We start from the raw sequence: 24,646 nt of genomic DNA, 5'->3' as shown, positions 1-24,646 counted from the left end.
CTCACGTCTTGGAGGGTAACAAATTGGCTGTGAAAAAGGTCGTCACACATCCTGCGGAGGTTTTGGAAACACCGACGGAAACCGTGACTGTTTTTGATAAAAAGCTAAAAAAACTGCTTGATGATATGTACGACACCATGCTTGAAATGGATGGGGTCGGACTGGCAGCGCCGCAGATCGGCATTTTAAAAAGAGCGGCTGTTGTAGACATCGGGGATGACAGCGGCAGAATGGATCTCGTTAATCCCGAGATTTTAGAAAAAAGCGGTGGGCAAACCGGAATTGAAGGATGCCTGAGCTTTCCCGGCGTCTATGGTGATGTCACACGTGCCGATTACGTCAAAGTGCGTGCATTTAACCGTCAGGGAAAACCGTTCATTCTGGAAGCGCGAGGCTTTTTAGCGAGGGCTGTGCAGCACGAAATGGATCATTTAGACGGTGTGCTGTTTACATCTAAAATAAGCAAATACTATACAGAAGATGAACTAGCGGATATGGAAGGATGATTTGATGACAAGAATCGTATTTATGGGAACGCCTGATTTTTCAGTTCCTGTTTTAAGAAACATGATAGAGGACGGATATGAAGTAGTAGGGGTCGTCACACAGCCTGACCGTCCGAAGGGCAGAAAAAAAGTGCTGACACCTCCTCCGGTCAAGGAAGAGGCATTGCGTCACGGCATCCCGGTTCTTCAGCCGGAAAAAGTCAGATTGACAGAAGAAATCGAGAAAGTTTTGGCATTGAAGCCTGACCTTATTGTAACCGCAGCATTTGGACAAATTTTGCCGAAGGAGCTTCTCGACAGCCCAAAATACGGCTGCATTAACGTTCACGCGTCTCTTTTGCCGGAACTGCGCGGCGGAGCTCCGATCCATTACTCCATTCTGCAGGGAAAGAAAAAAACAGGTGTTACCATTATGTATATGGTAGAAAAATTAGATGCGGGCGATATGATTTCAAAAGTGGAAGTGGACATTGAAGAAACCGACAATGTCGGAACGCTGCATGATAAATTAAGCGCGGCTGGCGCGAAGCTATTGTCTGAAACCGTTCCAAACGTCATTGCCGGCAGCATATCACCTGAAAAGCAGGATGAAGAGAAAGCGACATACGCGCCTAACATCAAAAGAGAGCAAGAGCTGATCGATTGGTCTAGAACAGGTGAAGAGCTTTACAACCAAGTCCGCGGCTTAAATCCTTGGCCTGTGGCCTATACGACGCTTAATGGACAAAACTTGAAAGTGTGGACGTCGAAAAAAACACCCGCACCAACAAAAGCCGAGCCCGGCACAGTCGTTGCGATTGAAAAGGAAGGGATTATAGTAGCCACAGGTAACGGCACGGCCTTGTTATTAACCGAACTTCAGCCGGCCGGCAAAAAACGCATGAAAGGCGAGGACTTTGTGCGCGGCGCTCATGTTGAAGCAGGCGATATGTTAGGAGTAAACAATGAAAAAAAATAGTGTTCGTGATATCGCCCTTGAGGCGCTGATCAAACTAGAACAAAACCAGGCTTACAGTAATCTGCTCCTGAAGTCGGTCATTAAATCAAATGAACTGAGCGATCAGGACAGAGGTCTTTTGACTGAACTTGTCTACGGTACATTGCAAAACAAGATCGCGCTCGATTATATGCTCAAACCGTTTGTTAATAAGCCTCAAAAAGTAAAGCCGTGGGTGATTCAGCTTCTTCGCCTATCCTTATATCAAATGGAGTATTTGGAGAAGATACCAGACAGGGCTGCTATTCATGAAGCGGTCGAAATTGCGAAAATCCGAGGACACAAAGGCATTGCTTCATTCGTAAACGGCGTACTTCGTTCCATTCAGCGCGAAGGTGTTCCAGCCTTTGACACCATTGAAGACCCTGTCCGCCGGCTGGCGACAGAGACAAGCCATCCGGAATGGCTCGTGAAAGAATGGGCCGATGCGTATGGATTTGAAGCAGCTGAAAAGATTTGCCGAATCCACCTCATTCCGCCGAAGCAGACATTGCGTGTCAACCAAATGAAAGCGGACAGAACGGATTTGCTTGATCAAATGGCAGCTGAGGGAATCGACGTTGAAAAAGGCGACCTCGCTGAAGACGCTGTGAAGCTCCTAAAGGGAACAATTGCTGGAACTCATTTTTTCCAAAACGGTGAAGTGTCCATCCAGGATGAGAGCTCCATGCTCGTCGCCCGCGCTCTTGATCCTAAGCCCGGTGAAACGGTGCTTGACGCATGTGCGGCGCCTGGCGGAAAGTCGGCTCATATCGGAGAATTGATGGAGAACAAGGGAAACGTTACGTCGCTTGATCTTCACAAACATAAAGTGAAGCTGATCAAAGAAGCGGCAGACCGGCTTGGCCTTACGATCATTCATGCGGAAACAATGGATGCGAGAAAAGCAGGAGAAACGTTTGAAAACGAACAGTTTGACCGGATATTGGTAGATGCCCCGTGCTCAGGTTTTGGTGTCATCCGAAGAAAGCCGGACATGAAATACACGAAAAAGCCTGATGACAGCGCGCGGCTTGCTGAGATCCAGCTGTCGATCTTGGCGGAAATCGCACCATTAGTAAAAAAAGGTGGCACTCTTGTCTACAGTACGTGTACAATGGACCGGACAGAAAATGAAGAAGTCATACATGCGTTTATACAAGAACATCCTGATTTTGAACCCGATTTGTCTCTTGAAAAGCGGCTGCCCGAAAAGGCGAGACCCTTTGTTCGGGATGGAAGGGTGCAAATCCTTCCTCATTATTTCGGAACAGATGGTTTCTTTATTTGCAGCATGAGAAAGAAGGGATAACAATGGCAGAAATGAAAAAAACGAAAGAAAGAAAAGAATTGCGGACAGAGCGTCCGTCTATTTATTCTTTAGAATTAGATGAAATCAAACAATGGCTGACAGACAACGGAGAGAAACCGTTCCGCGCAGCACAGATTTTTGAATGGCTATATGAAAAACGGATATCTTCTTTTGAGGAAATGACAAACCTGTCAAAGGATCTGCGTGAGAAATTAAGCACTCATTTTGTGTTAACAACGCTGAAAACGGCCGTTAAACAAACCTCTGAAGATGGTACAATGAAGTTTTTATTCGAACTTCATGACGGTTATACAATCGAAACCGTTTTAATGAGACATGAGTATGGTAATTCTGTATGTGTAACGACACAGGTTGGCTGCCGCATTGGCTGTACATTCTGCGCTTCGACGCTCGGGGGCTTGAAACGAAACCTTGAAGCGGGTGAAATTGTCGCTCAAGTCGTCAAAGTTCAAAAAGCCCTTGATGAAACGGATGAACGCGTGAGCTCTGTCGTGATCATGGGAATCGGTGAACCTTTTGATAACTTTGAGGAAATGCTCGCTTTCTTGAAAATCATTAACCATGACAAGGGCCTGAATATCGGTGCGCGCCATATTACGGTTTCTACAAGCGGGATCATCCCGAAAATTTACGAATTCGCTGATCAGAAAATGCAGATTAACTTTGCGATTTCTCTGCATGCGCCTAATACAGAAATCAGAAGCCGTTTGATGCCGATTAATAGAGCGTACAAGCTGCCTGAATTAATGGAAGCTGTTAAATATTATATTAACAAAACGGGACGCCGAATCAGCTTTGAATACGGGCTGTTCGGAGGCGTAAACGACCAGGTCGAGCACGCTGAAGAGCTTGCCGACTTGCTGGAAGGAATCAAATGCCACGTGAACTTGATTCCGGTAAACTACGTGCCTGAACGGGACTATGTGCGCACACCGCGTGATCAGATTTTTGCTTTTGAGAAAACGCTGAAATCTCGCGGAGTAAATGTCACAATCAGAAGAGAGCAAGGCCATGACATTGACGCAGCCTGCGGTCAGCTTCGCGCGAAGGAGCGTCAAGACGAGACGAGGTGATGAGGGTTGTTAACAGCCTTAAAATCAGATACAGGAAAAATCCGCCAGCATAATGAAGATGATGCGGGGGTATTCAAGGGGAAAGATGAATTTGTATTAGCGGTTGTCGCTGATGGCATGGGCGGCCATCTTGCTGGAGATGTTGCAAGCAAGATGGCTGTGAAAGCCATGGGGGAGAAATGGAATGAAGCGGAGGCGATTCCAGTTGCGCCCGCAGAATGTGAAAAATGGCTCATTGAACAGATTCTGGCGGTAAACAGCAAAATATACGATCATGCCCAAGCCCACGAAGAATGCCAAGGCATGGGGACGACGATTGTATGTGCGCTTTTTACGGGGAAAACGGTTTCTGTTGCTCATATAGGTGACAGCAGATGCTATTTGCTTCAGGAGGACCATTTTTTTCAAGTGACAGAAGATCATTCGCTTGTAAATGAGCTGGTACGCACTGGAGAGATTTCAAGAGAAGACGCTGAACATCATCCGCGAAAAAATGTGCTGACGAAGGCACTCGGAACAGACCTGTCAGTAAGTATTGACACACGTTCTTTTGATATCGAACCCGGGGACAAACTGCTTCTATGTTCTGACGGACTGACGAATAAAGTGGAAGGCACTGAATTAAAAGACATCCTGCAAAGCGATTCAGCTCCTCAGGAAAAAGTAAACCTGCTTGTGGACAAAGCCAATCAGAATGGCGGGGAAGACAACATTACAGCAGTTTTGCTTGAGCTTGCTTTACATGTTGAAGAGGGTGAAGATCAGTGCTAATCGGCAAGCGGATCAGCGGACGTTACCAAATTCTCCGCGTTATAGGCGGCGGGGGAATGGCCAACGTGTACTTAGCTGAGGATATGATTCTAGACCGTGAAGTCGCAATCAAAATCCTGCGGTTTGACTATGTGAATGACAATGAGTTTATCAGGCGTTTCCGAAGAGAAGCCCAATCCGCATCAAGCCTCGATCACCCGAATATCGTCAGTATTTACGATTTGGGTGAGGAAGATGATATTTATTATATTGTCATGGAATACGTTGAAGGCATGACGCTTAAAGAATACATAACAGCAAACGGGCCGCTTCACCCTAAAGAAGCGCTGAACATCATGGAGCAAATTGTCTCAGCCATCGCTCATGCCCATCAAAATCAGATTGTTCACAGAGACATTAAGCCGCATAACATTTTGATTGACCACATGGGAAATATCAAAGTGACGGATTTCGGAATTGCGACGGCACTAAGTTCGACCACAATCACCCATACCAATTCTGTGCTGGGCTCAGTGCATTATTTATCGCCTGAACAGGCGCGGGGCGGTTTGGCGACAAAAAAATCGGATATTTATGCGCTTGGAATCGTTCTATTTGAACTTTTAACCGGCCGTATCCCATTTGATGGAGAATCGGCAGTCAGCATCGCCTTAAAGCATCTTCAGTCGGAAACTCCTTCGGCGAGAAGGTGGAATCCGTCAGTACCCCAAAGCGTTGAAAACATGATCCTAAAGGCTACTGCCAAAGATCCTTTTCATCGCTATGAAACGGCTGAAGACATGGAAGCTGATATCAAAACAGCTTTTGATGCCGACAGACTCAATGAAAAGAAATTTATGATTCAAGAAGATGAAGAAATGACAAAAGCGATTCCTATCATTAAAGATGAAGAGCTCGCTAAAGCTGCTGGCGAAAAAGAAGCCGAGTTGACACCCAGCAACGAAAATAAAACAAAGAAAAACGGCAAAAGAAAAAAGTGGCCGTGGGTTTTGCTCACGGTTTGCATCGTATTCATCACGGCGGGAATTCTTGCTGTCACTGTTTTTCCGTCGCTTTTTATGCCTAAAGATGTCAAAATACCTGATGTCTCCGGAATGGAATACGAAAAGGCGGCAGACATCTTGGAAAAAGACGGCTTGCAGGTAGATTCTGAGGTTTTGGAAATCTCAGATGAGAAAATTGAAGAAGACCTGATGGTAAAAACGGATCCTAAAGCGGATTCTACAGTCAAAGAAGGCGCAACGGTCACGCTTTATAAAAGCACCGGAAAAGCTAAAACGGAGATCGGTGATGTTGCAGGCCAAACGGTCGATCAGGCAAAAAAAGCGTTGAAAGACCAAGGTTTTAAACATGTCACAGTGAATGAAGTGAATGATGAGAAAGACGCGGGCACTGTCATTGAACAGAATCCGTCAGCAGGGACTGAGCTTGTGCCGAGTGATGATCAAGTCAAACTCACAGTCAGTATCGGGCCTGAAGACATTACGCTTAGAGACTTGAAAACTTACAGTAAAGAAGCAGCGTCTGGATATCTGGAAGACAACGGACTGAAGCTGAAAGAAAAAGAAGCATACTCAGATGACGTTCCAGAAGGGCAGGTTGTCAAACAAAAACCAGCAGCAGGAACGGCAGTAAAGCCGGGAAACGAAGTGGAAGTGACATTCTCTCTCGGACCTGAGAAAAAACCTGCGAAAACAGTGAAAGAAAAGGTCGAGATCCCCTACGAGCCAGAAAATGAAGGGGACGAGCTTGAAGTACAAATCGCTATTGACGATGCGGATCACAGTATCTCTGACACTTACGAAGAATTTAAGATAAAAGAGCCGACTGAACGAACGATCGAGCTGAAGATTGAATCCGGCCAGAAAGGGTACTATCAAGTGATGGTAAACAATAAAGTCGTCAGCTACAAAACCATTGAGTATCCGAAAGATGAATAACAAGGAGGGAAAATATGCCTGAGGGCAAAATTATTAAGGCGCTTAGCGGCTTTTACTATGTACTGGATGAATCAGAGGATTCAGATAAAGTGGTACAATGCAGAGGAAGAGGCATTTTCAGAAAGAACAAAATTACCCCTCTCGTCGGCGATTACGTTGTGTATCAGGCTGAAAATGACAAAGAGGGATATTTGTTAGAAATTAAAGAAAGAACCAATGAGCTGATCAGGCCGCCAATTTGCAACGTTGATCAAGCGGTCCTTGTTTTCTCAGCGGTTCAGCCTTCTTTCAGCACGGCATTGCTCGACCGCTTCCTGGTTCTCGTTGAGGCCAATGATATTCAGCCAATTATATGCGTTACAAAAATGGATTTGATTGAAGATCAAGATACAAAAGATACGATACAAGCCTATGCAGAAGACTATCGGAATATTGGTTATGACGTGTATCTCACCTCCTCTAAGGACCAAGACACTTTGGTGGATATCATCCCGCATTTTAAGGACAAAACAACGGTGTTTGCGGGTCAGTCCGGTGTTGGAAAATCCTCGCTCCTCAACGCAATCAGTCCGGAGCTCGGTTTAAGAACAAACGAGATTTCAGAACATTTGGGCCGCGGGAAACACACTACCCGCCACGTAGAGCTGATTCATACGTCCGGAGGCTTGGTTGCGGATACGCCGGGATTCAGCTCGCTTGAATTTACAGACATTGAGGAAGAAGAGCTGGGCTATACCTTCCCTGATATCAGAGAAAAAAGTTCTTCATGCAAATTTAGAGGCTGCTTACATCTAAAAGAACCGAAATGTGCAGTGAAACAAGCTGTTGAAGACGGGAAATTAAAGCAGTACCGCTACGACCATTATGTTGAATTTATGACGGAGATTAAAGACAGAAAGCCGAGGTATTAGCATAATGATAAAGGTTGCACCATCTATTCTTTCCGCTGATTTTGCCGCTTTAGGCAATGAGATTAAAGATGTAGAAAAGGGCGGAGCCGATTATATTCACATTGATGTCATGGACGGGCATTTTGTCCCCAATATCACGATCGGTCCGCTGATTGTAGAAGCTGTACGGCCGGTAACAGATTTGCCGCTTGATGTTCATTTAATGATAGAGGAGCCGGATCGTTACATCCCTGCTTTCGCTAAAGCGGGCGCAGATATCCTGTCTGTACATGCTGAGGCATGTCCGCATCTGCACCGTACCATCCAGCTTATTAAAGAGCAAGGCACAAAGGCCGGTGTTGTTCTGAACCCGCATACATCTGTACAGGTCATCGAGCATGTTTTCGACGACCTCGATCTTGTTCTTTTAATGACGGTGAACCCGGGATTTGGCGGGCAGAAATTTATTCATTCCGTCCTTTCTAAAATAAAAGAAGTTAAGCGAATGGCGGATGAAAGAGGAAAAAAAGATCTGTTGATTGAAGTAGACGGCGGCGTCAACAAAGAAACCGCTCCGCTAGTTATTGAAGCGGGCGCAAATTTACTCGTTGCCGGTTCAGCTGTTTACGGCCAGCCTGACCGTAAAAAAGCGATTTCTGAAATCAGAGGAAGTAAATAATAAGCAAAAAAAGAGCTGGGCATACAACGCCTAAGCTCTTTTTCCTGTATCAGAGAAAGGAATCAAAGATGAAGACAATCAATATCGTTGCGGGAGGCCCTAAAGATCTCATTCCCGATCTAACTGGCTATATGGCTGAGGACGTCCTTTGGATCGGTGTTGACAAAGGCACCGTCAATCTTTTGGATGCCGGTATCATTCCTGATGAAGCTTTTGGAGATTTTGACAGCATAACAGAGCAAGAACGCCGCCGAATTGAAAAAGCGGCTCCCGCACTCCATGTGTATCAATCAGAAAAAGATCAGACAGATTTGGACCTCGCCCTTGATTGGGCGCTGGAAAAGCAGCCTGATATGATTCAGATTTTCGGCATTACAGGCGGCAGAGCTGATCATTTTTTAGGAAATATTCAGCTTCTGTACAGAGGTGTAAAAACGAATATAAAAATTAAACTGATAGACAAACAAAATCATATTCAAATGTTCCCTCCTGGTGAATATGATATGGAGAAGGATGAAAACAAGCGATATATCTCCTTCATACCGTTTTCCGAAGAAATACATGAGCTGACACTGAACGGTTTTAAATATCCGCTAAATAAATGTCATATTACGCTCGGTTCAACACTATGTATTAGTAACGAACTCATTCATTCACGAGGTACTTTTTCGTTTGCAAAAGGCATATTAATAATGATAAGAAGCACGGATTAGCATGTGCTTTCATTCATTTGCTAAAATCAATGAACAGGCGGTTACGGTACGTTATAGGAGGGGACAAAAAATGAAATTTTACACCATTAAATTGCCGAAGTTTTTAGGAGGAATTGTCCGGGCGATGCTGGGCTCATTCAGAAAAGATTAAAGCCCAGGGGTTCAAAGCCCTCTTTCACCACATAAAAACGCCTGCCACATATCGGGGCAGGCGTTCATTTTGTTATACACGCTCAACTTTACCTGATTTTAAAGCTCGAGCAGATACATATACTTTTTTAGGTTTTCCGTTCACAAGGATACGAACCTTTTGAAGATTCGCGCCCCAAGTGCGCTTAGAAGCGTTCATTGCGTGAGAACGGTTATTCCCAGCTGTTGTTTTTTTACCTGTGATAACGCATTTACGTGCCATTTGTTTCCCTCCTCACTTGCACAAAACATCTACTTTTTAACATTTCATATAATCTTAGATGCTTTCGATATGGATACTTTAAATAATTTACCACAGCTAAAAAACGTTTGCAACTATTGTTTCAACATCTTTCAAGAAAATTCACTTGACATCTTGCGGAAACAGCGGTGCTATAGTATATGTAGAGGGACAGGCAGCGACAGCCGGGTCTTTTCTTTTCATAATGGAAACCATATAGTAGAATAGCTGTAACTCTATGCATTCGAAGGAGGAACTAGTGTGTCCATTGAATTAAGAACGAAGTACGGGCAGATTGATATATCTAATGAAGTCATTGCGATGGTTGCAGGTGGCGCGGCGATTGACTGTTACGGCATTGTCGGTATGGCCTCTAAAAATCAGATTAAAGACGGACTGACTGAAATCCTTCGGAAAGAGAATTTCAGCAGAGGTGTCCAAGTTCGCCAAGAAGGAGAACAGATACATATTGATATGTATATCATTGTCAGCTATGGCACGAAAATTTCTGAAGTGGCACATAATATCCAAACAAAAGTAAAGTACACAGTAAATCAAACCATCGGACTGGCAGTGGACTCTGTTAATATTTATGTCCAAGGCGTCCGAGTGACGAACCCGTAGTTAGGAGGAGTAGGATTGTCTATTAGAACATTAGACGGCAGAACTTTTGCCGGGATGATTCTCGCGGGAGCGCAGAATCTGTCTCAAAACGCGAGTGCAGTTGATGCGCTGAACGTGTTTCCGGTGCCGGACGGCGATACGGGAACAAACATGAACCTGTCAATGACTTCCGGAGCAAGAGAAGTGGAGCAAATGGATACGGATGATATCGGTAAGGTAGGCTCTGCGTTATCTAAAGGACTGCTCATGGGAGCGCGCGGAAATTCAGGAGTGATCCTGTCCCAATTGTTCCGTGGATTCAGTAAAAGCATTGAATCAAAAAAAGAAATAAATGCACAAGAGTTTGCCGCTGCGCTGCAAGCGGGTGTTGACATGGCTTATAAAGCTGTCATGAAACCTGTAGAGGGCACCATTTTAACAGTTGCAAAAGACGCTGCAAAAAAAGTGATGGCTCTGGCAGAAAAAGAAACCGATATCACAGCTCTGATGACTGCAGTGACTGAAGAAGCAGAAGCGTCTTTAAACCGGACCCCTGAATTGCTTCCTGTCCTGAAGGAAGTAGGAGTCGTCGACAGCGGCGGCAAAGGCCTGCTTTGTGTGTATGAAGGTTTCCTTGCTTCATTAAAAGGTGAGGCTGTGCCTCAAAAAGCTGTTCTTCCGTCACTTGACGACATGGTCAGCGCAGAGCATCATAAGAGCGCGCAAAGCGTGATGAATACCGAAGATATTGAATTTGGTTTTTGTACGGAAGTGATGGTTAGACTCGATCAGGCAAAACGAGAATTCGACGAAGGTACGTTCAGACAAGATCTCAGCCAGTTCGGTGATTCTCTGTTAGTCATTGCGGATGAATCGCTGGCGAAGGTTCATATTCATGCGGAAGAACCGGGAAACGTATTAAATTATGCCCAGCATTACGGTGAATTGATCAAAATTAAAATAGAAAATATGAGAGAGCAGCATACCTCCCTCATCAGCCAGGTAAGCAAACCTGCTGACAACGAAAAACCGCCGGCAAAACAGCCGTATGGCATTGTGACTGTGGCGATGGGAGAAGGTATTTCCGATTTATTCAAAAGCATCGGCGCTTCTGTTGTGATTGAAGGCGGGCAGACCATGAACCCGAGTACTGAGGATATTGTCGATGCCGTGAAATCTGTAAATGCGGAAACAGTGTTTATCTTACCGAATAACTCCAATATCATCATGGCGGCTAATCAAGCGGCTAGTGTAATGGGTGAACAGGTTTTTGTCATTCCTGCCAAAACGGTTCCGCAAGGGATGTCAGCCCTGCTGGCATTTAATCCGGATCAAGAAGCTGAAGCGAACGAAGCCAATATGCTCAGCGCCATTCAGCAAGTAAAAAGCGGGCAGGTGACGTACTCAGTCAGAGATACCCATATTGACGGCAAAGACATTAAAAAAGGCGACTTTATGGGAATTCTGAATGGCACGATTATCGGCACTGCTGAAGATCAGCTGTCAGCCGCGAAAATGCTGCTGTCAGAAATGATCGGAGAAGACGACGAAATTGTCACCATCCTGTATGGTGAGGATGCGTCTCAGGAAGAAGCTGAGGAGCTTGAAGCGTTCCTTAGTGAAAAGTACGAGGAGATTGAGGTTGAGATCCACAACGGAAAACAGCCGCTGTATTCGTATATAGTTTCTGCAGAATAGAAGGGCGATTCGCCCTTCTATTCTTATGTCTGCTTTTAAGTGCGGCAGCGCTGTGACGCGCCCGCTTGCCATTTTATATATGATCAATTAGTCTAGAAGAAAAGCGCTTATAAGCTCTGGTTCATAAGGAGGAATAGCATGAAATACAGAAGCGTTTTTGATATTATCGGACCCGTTATGATTGGTCCGTCCAGCTCGCATACGGCGGGAGCGGCGAGAATCGGGAGAGTGGCCAGAAGTTTATTTGGCAGAGAGCCAGAGCGCATCATCGTATCCTTTTACGGCTCTTTTGCGGAAACGTATAAAGGCCACGGCACAGATGTTGCGATTATCGGCGGATTGCTGGATTTTGACACATTTGACGAACGAATTAAAACCGCTATACAAATTGCAGAAGATAAAGGAATTGATATAGAGTTTCGGGTTGAAGACGCTGTCCCCGTCCATCCGAATACAGCCAAAATCACCATATCTGATGAAAAGGGAGAGCTTGAGCTGACGGGTATTTCGATTGGCGGAGGAAAGATTGAAATCACAGAATTAAACGGTTTTGAACTACGGCTATCAGGAAATCACCCGGCCATATTAGTTGTTCATAATGACAAGTTTGGCACGATTGCCGGTGTTGCCAATGTCCTGGCGAAATTTTCAATCAACGTAGGCCATATGGAAGTAGCCCGAAAGGATATCGGCCAGCTTGCGCTGATGACAATAGAGGTTGATCAAAATATCGATGATCATGTTCTCGACGAACTGTCGAAGCTGCCGAATATTATTCAAGTGACAAAGATTGCTGACTAGCGAAAGGTCAGGAGGAGCCAGTTATGTTTCGTAATGTAAAGGAATTATTAGAGATTACAAAAGAAAAGCAAATATCCATCTCTGATGTGATGATCGCTCAAGAGATTGGAGTAACAGAAAAAACAAAAGAAGAGATTTTTCAGCAGATGGATCACAATCTGTCTGTTATGGAAGCAGCGGTTCAGAAAGGACTCGAGGGAGTTACGAGCCAAACGGGCTTAACAGGCGGGGATGCCGTTAAATTGCAGGCCTACATTCGGTCAGGTAAAAGCCTGTCTGGCCCGCTGATTTTAGATGCGGTATCGAAAGCTGTTGCAACAAATGAAGTAAATGCAGCCATGGGTACCATCTGTGCGACACCGACTGCAGGTTCTGCTGGTGTGGTGCCAGGCACATTATTTGCTGTAAAAGAAAAGCTGAACCCAACAAGAGAACAAATGATCCGCTTTTTGTTTACGTCCGGGGCTTTCGGATTTATCGTGGCCAATAACGCAAGTATTTCCGGCGCCGCCGGAGGATGTCAGGCAGAAGTTGGATCAGCCTCAGGCATGGCGGCTGCGGCTATTGTTGAAATGGCAGGAGGAACACCCGAACAAAGCGCGGAGGCCATGGCCATTACATTAAAAAATATGCTCGGGCTCGTGTGCGATCCTGTAGCGGGGCTTGTTGAAGTGCCGTGTGTGAAACGGAATGCGATGGGCGCGTCAAATGCGATGATTGCTGCTGATATGGCATTGGCGGGCATTACAAGCCGCATTCCATGTGATGAGGTTATTGATGCCATGTATAAAATTGGCCAAACGATGCCCACTGCGCTTAGAGAAACAGGTCAGGGCGGTTTAGCAGCAACACCGACTGGCAGAGAATTAGAGAAAAAAATTTTCGGAGGAGCGCTAGGTTCACGTGAAACAACATCAGCAAACTAGTATAGCTAACATTAAGGGCATTGGGCCGGAAACAGAAAAAACATTACATGAACTCGGTATTTATGACACTTCTGATCTTCTGAATTATTTCCCTTATCGCTATGATGACTACGAGCTGAGGGATTTAGAAGAAGTGAAGCATGACGAGAGAGTCACAGTCGAAGGGAAGGTTCATTCAGAGCCTTCTCTTACCTATTACGGAAAAAAACGAAACAGGCTGACATTCAGGCTTCTTGTCGGCCGCTATTTAATCACTGCCGTATGTTTTAACCGGCCTTATTTGAAGAAAAAGCTTTCGCTGGGCTCTGTCGTGACGATTTCCGGTAAATGGGACAAGCACCGCCAAACCATCTCTGTTCAGGAGTTGAAAAACGGGCCGCACCAAGAGGATAAAAGCATTGAACCAGTGTATTCTGTGAAAGAAAATGTTACCGTCAAAATGATGAGACGCTTTATTCAGCAGGCGCTGACCCAGTATGCAGACTCGCTTCCGGATCCTCTTCCGGAAAAGCTAAAAACACGCTATAAGCTGCCGGACTATCAGCAGGCGTTAAAAATGATGCATCAGCCTGAAACAAGAGAAGCGTTAACGCTTGCAAGACGCCGGTTTGTTTATGAGGAATTTTTGTTGTTTCAGTTGAAAATGCAGGCGTTCCGAAAGGCGGAAAGAGAGCAGACTCAAGGGATACGGCAGCGTTTTTCAAACGAAGAACTCATGAGATTTATCAATAGCCTTCCGTTTCCTCTCACTAACGCCCAGTCGCGCGTGCTTCGCGAAATAACAGCAGACATGTCTTCTCCATACAGAATGAACCGTCTTCTTCAAGGAGACGTCGGATCAGGAAAAACGGCAGTCGCGGCCATTGGGTTGTATGCCGCGATCCTGTCCGGATACCAGGGGGCGCTCATGGTGCCGACAGAGATTCTGGCCGAGCAGCATGCTGATTCGCTCGTTTCACTATTTGAAAAGTGGAATGTCAGCGTCGCCCTTTTGACAAGCTCTGTCAAAGGGAAGCGGCGAAGAGAACTGCTTGAGCGTCTTGCCGCGGGAGAGATTGATATTCTTGTAGGAACCCACGCTTTAATTCAGGATGAGGTGGAGTTTAAGGCGTTGAGTCTCGTCATTACAGATGAACAGCACCGATTTGGAGTTGAGCAACGTAAAAAACTTCGGAACAAAGGGCAGGATCCCGATGTTCTTTTTATGACAGCCACTCCAATCCCAAGAACGTTAGCCATCACAGTGTTCGGTGAAATGGATGTATCTGTCATTGATGAAATGCCGGCGGGACGAAAACAGATCGAAACCTATTGGGTAAAACATGACATGCTGGATCGTATTTTGGCATTCGTCGAAAAAGAATTAAAACAGGGCAGACAGGCTTATATCATCTGCCCGCTGATTGAAGAATCAGACAAACTTGATGTGCAAAACGCTATTGATGTGTACTATATGCTTTCTGACATTTTCCAAGGGAAATGGAATGTCGGCCTGATGCACGGAAAGCTGCATTCCGATGAAAAAGATCAGGTCATGAGAGAGTTTAGTGCGAATCACTGTCAAATCCTCGTATCAACCACTGTTGTTGAGGTTGGCGTGAATGTTCCAAATGCAACCATTATGGTGATTTATGACGCCGACCGTTTCGGACTGTCACAGCTTCACCAGCTGCGCGGCCGTGTCGGACGGGGAGAGCATCAATCGTTTTGCATTCTGATGGCCGATCCTAAATCAGAAACAGGGAAAGAGCGGATGAGAATTATGTCCGAGACCAATGACGGCTTCGAGTTGTCTGAAAAGGACCTGGAACTGAGAGGCCCGGGAGATTTCTTCGGTAAAAAACAAAGCGGAATGCCTGAATTCAAGGTGGCGGACATGGTTCATGATTACAGAGCGCTTGAAACGGCAAGGCAGGATGCTGCGAATCTTGTGGCTTCTGACGCGTTCTGGAACGAGCCGGAATACGGTGTGCTGAGAGAGCGATTACTGACGAGCGGAGCAATGGACGGGGAAAAATTAAGCTAGTTACCAGAAGTTTTCGGTGTTCAGCAAGAAACAATCGTTGCATTCCAATCTATGAAATTATATACTACTATTAGTACCTAGTCTTAATTGTCCGGATGGTGTTTAGACATGAGAAGAAATAAGAGAGAACGCCAGGAATTACTTCAGCAGACGATACAAGCAACCCCCTTTATTACAGATGAAGAATTAGCGGGTAAATTCGGGGTGAGCATCCAGACAATTCGTTTGGACCGCTTAGAGCTATCGATACCGGAGCTGAGAGAAAGAATTAAGAACGTTGCAGAGAAAACGCTTGAAGATGAAGTGAAATCCCTGTCACTGGACGAAGTTATCGGAGAAATTATTGACCTTGAGCTGGATGATCAGGCGATATCCATTTTAGAAATCAAACAGGAGCATGTGTTCAGCCGGAATCAAATTGCGAGAGGACACCATTTGTTTGCACAGGCGAATTCTTTGGCTGTGGCCGTTATTGATGACGAGCTGGCACTGACTGCAAGCGCAGACATCCGCTTTACAAGACAGGTAAAGCAGGGAGAACGTGTTGTAGCGAAAGCGAAAGTGACGGCGGTCGAAAAAGAAAAAGGAAGAACAGTTGTCGAAGTGAACAGCTATGTTGGCGAAGAAATTGTTTTTTCTGGACATTTTGACATGTACCGTTCAAAACAATTATAAAGGTGGAGCATGCATGAGAATAGCTGTAGATGCAATGGGAGGAGACCACGCTCCCAAAGCTGTTATTGACGGAGTTTTAAAGGGTATAGAGGCATTTGATGATCTCTATATCACACTTGTCGGTGACAAAACAACGATAGAATCACATTTAACAACAACACCAGATCGCATCACGGTGCTGCACGCAGATGAAGTGATTGAGCCTACGGATGAACCGGTCCGCGCTGTGCGAAGAAAAAAGAACTCATCTATGGTCCTTATGGCGCAGGAAGTTGCGGAAAACAGAGCTGACGCCTGCATATCAGCAGGAAATACCGGCGCGTTAATGACAGCCGGTCTGTTTATTGTCGGCAGAATTAAAGGGATTGACCGTCCGGCGCTTGCCCCGACGCTTCCGACCATTTCAGGAGATGGATTTCTTCTCCTTGATGTCGGCGCCAATGTCGATGCCAAGCCGGAGCACCTCGCCCAATATGCCATCATGGGTTCTGTTTATTCTCAGCAAGTACGCGGTGTCACTTCACCGAGAGTCGGGCTTTTAAATGTCGGAACAGAAGATAAAAAAGGAAACGAACTGACGAAGCAGACGTTTCAATTATTAAAAGAAACAGCTAATATACATTTTATCGGAAACGTGGAAGCGCGAGACCTTTTAGATGATGTGGCGGATGTTGTAGTAACAGACGGCTTTACCGGGAATGTTACACTCAAAACGCTGGAAGGTTCTGCGTTGTCTATTTTTAAAATGATGAAGGAAGTCATGACGTCTAATTTCACATCAAAGCTCGCGGCAGCTGTGCTGAAGCCGAAGATGAAAGACATGAAAATGAAAATGGAGTATTCGAATTATGGCGGAGCAAGTCTATTTGGCTTAAAAGCCCCTGTGATCAAGGCGCACGGCTCTTCAGATTCTAATGCTGTATTTCACGCGATTCGTCAAGCAAGAGAGATGGTCAGCCAAAATGTGGCTGCGCTCATTCAGGAAGAAGTAAAAGAAGAAAAAACAGATGAGTAGTCTGGAGGTTTTTACATCATGAGTAAGATTGCATTTTTATTCCCGGGTCAGGGATCACAATTTATCGGCATGGGGAAAGAGCTTTATGAGCAGGTCCCTGCTGCAAAGCGTCTCTTTGATGAAGCGGATGAAACATTGGAAACAAAACTCAGTTCGCTGATTTTTGAAGGTGATACTGAAGAATTAACGCTTACATATAATGCACAGCCTGCTTTACTGACGACAAGCATTGCTGTTCTTGAAAAATTTAAAGAATCAGGCATTACACCTGATTTTACAGCAGGACATAGCCTTGGTGAATATTCCGCACTGGTTGCGTCTGGCGCACTGTCTTTCAAAGATGCTGTTTATATCGTCAGAAAACGCGGAGAGTTTATGAATGAAGCAGTGCCGGCTGGCGAAGGAGCCATGGCTGCGATTCTCGGCATGGATGCTGAAACATTAAAGCAAGTAACCGATAAAGTGACGGAGGAAGGTCGCCTTGTCCAGCTTGCGAATCTCAACTGCCCCGGACAAATCGTCATTTCCGGAACAGCTAAAGGGGTAGAGCTTGCATCTGAACGGGCAAAAGAGAACGGTGCAAAACGTGCGATTCCGCTTGAAGTAAGCGGCCCGTTCCATTCTGAACTAATGAAGCCAGCAGCTGAAAAGCTGAAAGAAGTATTGGACTCCTGTGACATAAATGACGCTGACGTTCCGGTCATCTCAAACGTTTCTGCTAATGTCATGACTGATAAAGCAGAAATCAAAGAGAAGCTCATTGAGCAGCTCTACTCTCCGGTTCGTTTTGAGGAAAGCATTAACAAGCTGATTGCAGAGGGTGTTACGACTTTTATTGAAATCGGCCCCGGAAAAGTGCTTTCAGGCCTTGTGAAAAAAGTAAACAGACGTTTAAAAACAATTGCTGTATCAGATCCGGAAACGATCGAGCTGGCAATTCAAACGCTTAAGGAGGAGAATGAAAATGCTTAATGACAAAACAGCTATTGTCACTGGCGCATCCCGCGGAATCGGCCGCTCAATCGCCCTTGACTTGGCAAAAAGCGGCGCAAACGTTGTCGTGAACTACTCCGGCAATGAAGCGAAAGCTAATGAAGTAGTCGATGAAATCAAATCATTGGGCAGAAAAGCAATTGCTGTCAAAGCGGATGTATCAAATCCCGAAGATGTACAAAACATGATAAAAGAAACGCTGTCTGTTTTTTCTGCGATTGACATTTTAGTTAATAACGCCGGAATTACAAGAGACAATCTCATCATGAGAATGAAAGAAGATGAATGGGATGACGTCATTAACATTAACTTAAAGGGTGTTTTCAACTGCACGAAAGCTGTTACAAGACAAATGATGAAACAGCGTTCAGGCCGTATTATTAACGTGTCGTCTATCGTAGGTGTCAGTGGAAATCCTGGACAAGCAAACTACGTGGCCGCAAAAGCCGGCGTGATCGGTTTAACAAAATCTTCTGCCAAAGAGCTCGCAAGCCGCAATATTACGGTAAATGCGATTGCGCCTGGATTTATCTCAACTGATATGACAGATAAGCTAACAAAAGATGTTCAAGACGAAATGCTGAAACAAATTCCGCTCGCGCGCTTTGGGGAACCTGGCGACGTCAGCAGCGTTGTCACGTTCCTTGCTTCTGAGGGAGCTCGTTATATGACAGGCCAAACGCTTCATATTGACGGCGGAATGGTGATGTAAGTTTTTTTCTCGAAAATTTCATCATAGTTTCTCTAGTTTTTTAAAAACGAATCCACTATAATACTTGAGGGGAGGTGAATTGCTATGGCAGATACATTAGAGCGTGTAACGAAAATCATCGTAGATCGCCTTGGCGTTGATGAAGCAGACGTCAAACTTGAAGCTTCTTTCAAGGAAGACTTAGGTGCTGATTCCCTAGATGTAGTTGAGCTTGTTATGGAACTTGAAGACGAGTTTGATATGGAAATTTCTGACGAAGATGCTGAAAAGATTGCAACAGTCGGCGACGCTGTGAACTACATACAAAACCAGCAATAAGCTGATGCTAAAAGTCCCGCCGGAACGCGGGGCTTTAGCCCTTTATTCGTGCAGTTATTACAGCATGCCGCTTTTACGCGCGCTGTATCCGGTTTAGTCAGAGAAGCGCGGTGAACCTGATGTGCCTATGGAGGTTACTATGTCAAAACACTCACATTATAAAGATAAAAAAAAGTTCTATAAAAAAGTAGAACAATTTAAAGAGTTTCAAGAACGGATTTCGGTTCACTTTCAAAATGAAAAGCTTTTGTATCAAGCATTTACACATTCATCTTATGTGAATGAGCATCGGAAAAAGCCGTATGAAGATAATGAAAGGCTTGAATTTTTAGGTGACGCTGTTTTGGAACTGACCATCTCCAGATTCTTATTTGCCAAGTACCCGGCTATGAGTGAAGGAGATTTGACGAAATTGAGAGCAGCGATTGTATGCGAACCGTCTCTCGTTTCATTGGCTCACGAACTGTCATTCGGCGACCTTGTCCTATTGGGTAAAGGTGAGGAAATGACAGGCGGAAGAAAGCGTCCTGCTCTATTGGCGGATGTTTTTGAGGCATTTATCGGAGCCTTGTATCTTGACCAGGGATTAGAGCCGGTCGAAAGTTTCTTAAAAGTCTATGTGTTCCCTAAAATTAACGATGGTGCTTTTTCTCATGTGATGGATTTCAAAAGCCAGCTGCAGGAATACGTGCAGCGGGACGGCAAAGGCTCTCTGGAGTATAAAATCTCCAACGAAAAAGGACCTGCGCACAACCGTGAATTTGAAGCCATCGTATCTCTAAAAGGTGAACCACTCGGAGTCGGAAACGGCCGTTCAAAGAAAGAAGCCGAACAGCACGCTGCTCAGGAAGCTTTAGCTAAATTGCAAAAACACCATACGAGACAATAAAATCCCCCTTTATCATTCAGGGGGATTTCAGTATGTATGCCGTCTTATTTCATCCATGTTTTATGATAGAATTGAAATACTTATTACATAAGGAGGATCGCTATGTTCCTCAAACGTTTAGACGTTATAGGATTTAAATCGTTTGCAGAACGGATTTCCGTAGATTTTGTAAAAGGCGTTACAGCGGTTGTCGGTCCAAACGGGAGCGGAAAAAGCAATATCACAGATGCCATTCGCTGGGTTCTTGGAGAGCAATCGGCACGGTCTCTTCGCGGCGGAAAAATGGAAGATATCATTTTTGCCGGCAGTGATTCGAGAAAGCGATTAAACCTAGCTGAAGTTACACTTACTCTTGATAATGATGATCATTTCTTGCCGATTGACTTCCATGAGGTCAGTGTTACAAGACGTGTATACAGATCAGGTGAGAGTGAGTTTCTGATCAACAATCAGCCGTGCCGCTTAAAAGATATTATTGATTTATTTATGGACTCTGGTCTGGGTAAAGAAGCATTTTCTATTATCAGCCAAGGGAAAGTGGAAGAGATCCTGAGCAGCAAAGCGGAGGATCGCCGCAGTATCTTTGAAGAAGCGGCCGGGGTGCTTAAATATAAAACGAGAAAGAAAAAAGCAGAAAATAAACTGTTTGAGACACAGGACAATTTAAACCGGGTAGAAGATATATTACATGAGCTTGAAGGACAGGTTGAACCTCTTAAAATTCAAGCTTCAATCGCGAAAGACTATCTGGAGAAAAAGAAAGAGCTGGAGCATGTTGAAATTGCGCTGACTGCCTATGATATCGAAGAGCTGCATGGCAAATGGTCAACGCTTAAAGAGAAAGTGCAGCTCGCAAAGGAAGAAGAGCTCGCTGAATCGTCTGCAATTTCTGCGAAAGAAGCGAAAATTGAAGATGTGAGAGACAAAATTCAAGCGCTGGATGAATCAGTAGATGAGCTCCAGCAGGTCTTATTGGTGACGAGTGAAGAGCTGGAAAAGCTTGAAGGCCGTAAAGAAGTCCTGAAAGAACGCAAGAAAAACGCTGTGCAAAACCAAGAACAGCTTGAAGAAGCCATCGTTCAGTTTCAGCAAAAAGAAACGGTGCTGAAAGAAGAGCTTGCGAAGCAGGAAGCTGTCTTCGAAACGCTTCAGGCAGAGGTGAAACTGTTAAGAGCTCAGGTAAAAGAAAAACAGCAGGCTCTCAGTCTTCACAATGAAAATGTCGAAGAGAAGATCGAGCAGCTGAAAAGCGATTACTTTGAACTGTTAAACAGCCAGGCTTCGATACGAAACGAGCTCCAGCTGCTGGATGACCAGATGTCCCAATCCGCTGTCACATTACAGAGGCTTGCAGACAACAATGAAAAGCATCTTCAGGAACGGCGCGATATTTCTGCGCGAAAAGCCGCATGTGAAACGGAGTTTGCCCGAATTGAGCAGGAGATTCACAGCCAAGTCGGCGCATATCGTGACATGCAGACAAAATATGAGCAGAAAAAGCGCCAATACGAAAAAAATGAATCCGCTCTGTATCAGGCATACCAATACGTTCAGCAAGCGAGATCGAAAAAGGATATGCTTGAGGCGATGCAGGGTGATTTCTCCGGCTTTTATCAAGGTGTTAAAGAAGTGCTGAAAGCGAAAGAGCGGCTCGGCGGAATTCGCGGAGCGGTCCTAGAGCTGATCTCAACAGAACAGAAGTATGAAACGGCCATTGAAATTGCGCTCGGCGCTTCTGCCCAGCATGTCGTGACCGACGATGAACAGTCTGCCCGCAAAGCGATTCAATATTTAAAACAGAATTCCTTCGGCCGGGCGACGTTTCTGCCTCTTTCTGTCATCAGAGACCGCCAGCTTCAAAGCCGGGACGCGGAAACAGCAGCGCAGCATTCGTCATTTCTCGGGGTTGCCAGTGAACTTGTCACATTTGATCCTGCGTATCGGCGCATCATCCAGAATCTTCTTGGAACCGTGCTGATCACAGAGGATTTAAAGGGGGCAAACGAGCTTGCGAAGCTTCTCGGCCACCGGTACCGCATCGTAACCCTTGAGGGAGATGTCGTGAATCCGGGTGGTTCAATGACGGGCGGAGCGGTTAAAAAGAAAAATAACTCGCTGCTTGGAAGAAGCCGTGAGCTTGAAGATGTGGGCAAACGGCTCATTGAAATGGAAGAGAAAACAGCACTGCTTGAACAAGAAGTCAAAACACTTAAGCAATCCCTTCAGGATATAGAGAATAAACTGGCTGATTTAAGAGAAACAGGGGAAAGCTTGAGATTAAAGCAGCAGGATGTAAAAGGCCAGCTGTACGAACTTCAAGTTGCCGAAAAAAATATCAACACCCATTTAGAGCTCTATGATCAAGAAAAATCCGCTCTGTCAGAAAGCGATGAAGAGAAGAAAACGCGCAAACGCAAGCTGGAAGAAGAGCTTTCTGCCGTATCCGAAAAGATGAAGCAGCTTGAAGAGGACATGGACAGACTGACAAAACAAAAACAAACGCAATCCTCAACGAAAGAGTCTCTCTCCAATGAGCTGACCGAGCTGAAGATCACAGCGGCCAAAAAAGAGCAGGCATGCCAGGGTGAAGAGGACAACCTTGACAGACTAAAGAAAGAGCTCGCAGAAACAGAGTTTGCGTTAAAAGAAGCGAAAGAAGACTTGAGCTTCTTAACGTCAGAGATGTCATCAAGCTCCAGCGGCGAAGAAAAGCTTGAAGAAGCTGCAAAACATAAATTGAATGACAAAACGAAAACGATCGAACTGATTGCGTTAAGACGCGACCAGCGTATCAAGCTTCAGCATGGGCTTGATACGTATGAGCGTGAGCTGAAAGAAATGAAACGGCTGTATAAACAAAAAACAACCCTCTTAAAAGATGAAGAGGTCAAACTGGGCCGGATGGAAGTTGAGCTTGATAATTTGCTTCAGTACTTGCGGGAGGAATACAGCTTGTCCTTTGAGGGGGCAAAAGAGACATATCAGCTTGAAGCTGATCCAGAGGAAGCCAGAAAGCGCGTGAAGCTGATTAAACTCGCAATCGAAGAGCTGGGTGCTGTAAACCTCGGAAGCATAGATGAGTTTGAGAGGGTCAACGAACGGTATAAGTTTCTGTCAGAACAAAAAGAAGATTTGACAGAAGCGAAAAATACCCTGTTCCAAGTGATTGAAGAAATGGATGAAGAAATGACGAAACGCTTTAACGACACATTCGTCCAAATCCGCTCACATTTTGACCATGTCTTCCGTTCCTTATTCGGAGGAGGACGAGCTGAACTAAGGCTCACCGATCCGAACGATCTGCTTCACTCAGGAGTCGAGATTATCGCACAGCCGCCGGGGAAAAAATTGCAAAACTTAAACCTTCTGTCAGGCGGAGAGCGTGCGCTTACTGCTATAGCGCTCTTATTCTCAATCTTAAAGGTTCGTCCTGTGCCGTTTTGCGTCCTTGACGAAGTAGAGGCTGCGCTTGACGAAGCGAATGTCTTCCGATTTGCGCAGTATTTAAAAAAATACAGCAGCGATACCCAGTTTATCGTGATTACCCACAGAAAAGGGACGATGGAGGAAGCGGATGTGCTATACGGCGTAACCATGCAGGAATCCGGTGTTTCGAAGGTAATCTCAGTTAAGCTGGAAGAAACAAAAGAATTCGTACAGTAACGAGGAAAGAGGGTAAAAGATGAGCTTTTTTAAAAAATTAAAAGAGAAAATCACAAAACAGACAGATTCCGTATCTGAAAAGTTTAAGGATGGCCTTGAAAAAACAAGAAACTCCTTTCAAACCAAAGTGAATGATCTTGTATCCCGTTACCGTAAAGTGGATGAGGATTTCTTTGAAGAACTTGAAGAGGTTCTTATCAGCGCGGATGTCGGCTTTACAACTGTTATGGAATTAATAGATGAGCTGAAAACAGAAGTGAAACGCAGAAATATTCAAGATCCGATGGAAGTCCAGTCTGTTATTTCTGAGAAACTGGTCGAGATTTATAACAGCGGAGATGAGCAAATTTCTGAGTTGAACATTCAGGATGGGCGTTTAAATGTAATCCTTCTGGTAGGTGTAAACGGAGTCGGCAAAACGACAACAATCGGAAAGCTTGCCCATAAATTGAAGCAAGAAGGGAAATCTGTCGTACTTGCTGCCGGAGACACATTTAGAGCGGGCGCCATTGAACAGCTGGAAGTATGGGGAGAGCGTACGGGAGTGCCTGTCATTAAGCAGACGGCCGGAAGCGATCCTGCGGCTGTTATCTATGATGCTGTCCATGCTGCGAAAGCAAGAAACGCTGATATATTAATCTGTGATACAGCAGGGCGTCTCCAAAACAAAGTAAACCTGATGAAAGAGCTTGAAAAAGTGAAGCGCGTCATCGAAAGAGAAGTGCCTGAAGCGCCGCATGAGGTGCTGCTTGCTCTTGATGCCACAACCGGCCAAAACGCGATGGCGCAGGCGAAAGAGTTTTCTAAAGCAACAAACGTTACAGGCATTGCTTTAACGAAGCTTGACGGTACGGCAAAAGGCGGTATTGTCCTTGCGATCCGCAACGAGCTTCACATCCCGGTTAAACTAGTCGGGTTAGGTGAAAAAGTTGATGATCTTCAGGAATTTAACGCTGAATCGTATGTATACGGCCTGTTTTCAGATTTAGTTGAAAAAGCCGAGGATTAAGAAAAAG

The 24,646-nt window shown here is 45.2% G+C and carries 24 protein-coding genes; 23 read left to right on the top strand and 1 reads right to left on the bottom strand.

Annotated elements, in window-relative coordinates:
• Positions 1-23 precede the first annotated feature (23 nt).
• The 10 genes from def to spoVM all read left to right on the top strand — a co-directional run bounded on the left by def (position 24) and on the right by spoVM (position 9,032).
• Positions 24-506, top strand: coding sequence for a peptide deformylase (gene def, locus ACMX2I_RS13370; protein ID WP_087992098.1), 483 nt, complete (start codon positions 24-26; stop codon positions 504-506).
• A gap of 4 nt (positions 507-510) precedes the next feature.
• The gene (fmt, locus tag ACMX2I_RS13365) at positions 511-1,464 is read left to right on the top strand and encodes a methionyl-tRNA formyltransferase (protein ID WP_414957189.1); all 954 of its coding nucleotides are present in this window, start codon (positions 511-513) and stop codon (positions 1,462-1,464) included.
• A complete protein-coding gene (rsmB, locus tag ACMX2I_RS13360) occupies positions 1,451-2,794 on the top strand; it encodes a 16S rRNA (cytosine(967)-C(5))-methyltransferase RsmB (RefSeq protein WP_414957188.1) in 1,344 nt (447 codons plus the stop codon). The genes fmt and rsmB overlap by 14 nt, the downstream gene beginning before the upstream one ends.
• Positions 2,795-2,796: 2 nt before the next feature.
• The gene (gene rlmN, locus ACMX2I_RS13355) at positions 2,797-3,888 is read left to right on the top strand and encodes a 23S rRNA (adenine(2503)-C(2))-methyltransferase RlmN (protein ID WP_148961854.1); all 1,092 of its coding nucleotides are present in this window, start codon (positions 2,797-2,799) and stop codon (positions 3,886-3,888) included.
• A 6-nt stretch (positions 3,889-3,894) separates the two neighbouring features.
• On the top strand, positions 3,895-4,659 hold the full coding sequence (prpC, locus tag ACMX2I_RS13350) for a protein-serine/threonine phosphatase PrpC (RefSeq protein WP_148961853.1): 765 nt from the start codon (positions 3,895-3,897) through the stop codon (positions 4,657-4,659).
• On the top strand, positions 4,653-6,599 hold the full coding sequence (prkC, locus tag ACMX2I_RS13345) for a serine/threonine protein kinase PrkC (RefSeq protein ID WP_414957187.1): 1,947 nt from the start codon (positions 4,653-4,655) through the stop codon (positions 6,597-6,599). The genes prpC and prkC overlap by 7 nt, the downstream gene beginning before the upstream one ends.
• A 14-nt stretch (positions 6,600-6,613) precedes the next feature.
• Positions 6,614-7,510, top strand: a complete 897-nt coding sequence (gene rsgA / locus ACMX2I_RS13340) for a ribosome small subunit-dependent GTPase A (RefSeq protein WP_414957186.1) — start codon at positions 6,614-6,616, stop codon at positions 7,508-7,510.
• Between the two features lie 4 nt (positions 7,511-7,514).
• Complete coding sequence (gene rpe, locus ACMX2I_RS13335; protein ID WP_414957185.1) at positions 7,515-8,168, top strand: ribulose-phosphate 3-epimerase; 654 nt, start codon at positions 7,515-7,517, stop codon at positions 8,166-8,168.
• Between the two features lie 68 nt (positions 8,169-8,236).
• Positions 8,237-8,881, top strand: a complete 645-nt coding sequence (locus ACMX2I_RS13330; RefSeq protein ID WP_414957184.1) for a thiamine diphosphokinase — start codon at positions 8,237-8,239, stop codon at positions 8,879-8,881.
• A gap of 70 nt (positions 8,882-8,951) precedes the next feature.
• Positions 8,952-9,032, top strand: coding sequence for a stage V sporulation protein SpoVM (gene spoVM / locus ACMX2I_RS13325; protein WP_003221545.1), 81 nt, complete (start codon positions 8,952-8,954; stop codon positions 9,030-9,032).
• 72 nt (positions 9,033-9,104) lie between these two features.
• On the opposite strand, the gene rpmB is transcribed toward spoVM, so the two are convergent.
• Positions 9,105-9,293: a 50S ribosomal protein L28 gene (gene rpmB, locus ACMX2I_RS13320; protein ID WP_003221548.1), complete on the bottom strand. Its 189-nt coding sequence runs from the start codon at positions 9,291-9,293 to the stop codon at positions 9,105-9,107.
• Positions 9,294-9,572: 279 nt separating this feature from the next.
• On the opposite strand from rpmB, the gene ACMX2I_RS13315 reads away from it, so the two are divergent.
• The 13 genes from ACMX2I_RS13315 (at position 9,573) to ftsY (ending at position 24,639) form a co-directional block, all read left to right on the top strand.
• On the top strand, positions 9,573-9,935 hold the full coding sequence (locus tag ACMX2I_RS13315; protein ID WP_087992089.1) for an Asp23/Gls24 family envelope stress response protein: 363 nt from the start codon (positions 9,573-9,575) through the stop codon (positions 9,933-9,935).
• 15 nt (positions 9,936-9,950) lie between these two features.
• Complete coding sequence (locus tag ACMX2I_RS13310; protein ID WP_414957183.1) at positions 9,951-11,612, top strand: DAK2 domain-containing protein; 1,662 nt, start codon at positions 9,951-9,953, stop codon at positions 11,610-11,612.
• Positions 11,613-11,750: 138 nt separating this feature from the next.
• A complete protein-coding gene (gene sdaAB, locus ACMX2I_RS13305) occupies positions 11,751-12,413 on the top strand; it encodes an L-serine ammonia-lyase, iron-sulfur-dependent subunit beta (protein WP_019714380.1) in 663 nt (220 codons plus the stop codon).
• A gap of 23 nt (positions 12,414-12,436) precedes the next feature.
• The gene (sdaAA, locus tag ACMX2I_RS13300; RefSeq protein WP_414957182.1) at positions 12,437-13,339 is read left to right on the top strand and encodes an L-serine ammonia-lyase, iron-sulfur-dependent, subunit alpha; all 903 of its coding nucleotides are present in this window, start codon (positions 12,437-12,439) and stop codon (positions 13,337-13,339) included.
• Positions 13,317-15,365 carry an ATP-dependent DNA helicase RecG gene (gene recG / locus ACMX2I_RS13295; RefSeq protein ID WP_414957181.1) on the top strand — a complete coding sequence of 683 codons (2,049 nt, stop codon included), beginning with the start codon at positions 13,317-13,319 and terminating at the stop codon, positions 15,363-15,365. The genes sdaAA and recG overlap by 23 nt, the downstream gene beginning before the upstream one ends.
• 108 nt (positions 15,366-15,473) lie before the next feature.
• Positions 15,474-16,040, top strand: a complete 567-nt coding sequence (fapR, locus tag ACMX2I_RS13290) for a transcription factor FapR (protein WP_087992084.1) — start codon at positions 15,474-15,476, stop codon at positions 16,038-16,040.
• Positions 16,041-16,053: 13 nt separating this feature from the next.
• Positions 16,054-17,055: a phosphate acyltransferase PlsX gene (gene plsX / locus ACMX2I_RS13285; RefSeq protein WP_414957180.1), complete on the top strand. Its 1,002-nt coding sequence runs from the start codon at positions 16,054-16,056 to the stop codon at positions 17,053-17,055.
• A gap of 18 nt (positions 17,056-17,073) precedes the next feature.
• On the top strand, positions 17,074-18,027 hold the full coding sequence (gene fabD / locus ACMX2I_RS13280) for an ACP S-malonyltransferase (protein WP_414957179.1): 954 nt from the start codon (positions 17,074-17,076) through the stop codon (positions 18,025-18,027).
• Positions 18,020-18,760, top strand: coding sequence for a 3-oxoacyl-[acyl-carrier-protein] reductase (gene fabG / locus ACMX2I_RS13275; RefSeq protein WP_087992081.1), 741 nt, complete (start codon positions 18,020-18,022; stop codon positions 18,758-18,760). Before fabD ends, fabG begins: the two co-directional genes overlap by 8 nt.
• A gap of 84 nt (positions 18,761-18,844) precedes the next feature.
• On the top strand, positions 18,845-19,078 hold the full coding sequence (acpP, locus tag ACMX2I_RS13270) for an acyl carrier protein (protein ID WP_003154310.1): 234 nt from the start codon (positions 18,845-18,847) through the stop codon (positions 19,076-19,078).
• Positions 19,079-19,217: 139 nt separating this feature from the next.
• Positions 19,218-19,967, top strand: coding sequence for a ribonuclease III (gene rncS, locus ACMX2I_RS13265; protein ID WP_014113767.1), 750 nt, complete (start codon positions 19,218-19,220; stop codon positions 19,965-19,967).
• 102 nt (positions 19,968-20,069) lie between these two features.
• On the top strand, positions 20,070-23,630 hold the full coding sequence (smc, locus tag ACMX2I_RS13260) for a chromosome segregation protein SMC (protein ID WP_414957178.1): 3,561 nt from the start codon (positions 20,070-20,072) through the stop codon (positions 23,628-23,630).
• Between the two features lie 19 nt (positions 23,631-23,649).
• Positions 23,650-24,639, top strand: coding sequence for a signal recognition particle-docking protein FtsY (gene ftsY, locus ACMX2I_RS13255; protein WP_087992079.1), 990 nt, complete (start codon positions 23,650-23,652; stop codon positions 24,637-24,639).
• The last annotated feature ends 7 nt before the right edge of the window (positions 24,640-24,646 follow it).

The sequence above is a fragment of the Bacillus sp. SW14 genome, assembly GCF_047608225.1.
GTDB classification, from domain to species: domain Bacteria; phylum Bacillota; class Bacilli; order Bacillales; family Bacillaceae; genus Bacillus; species Bacillus subtilis_G.
This window is presented reverse-complemented; position numbering and strand designations above follow the sequence as displayed.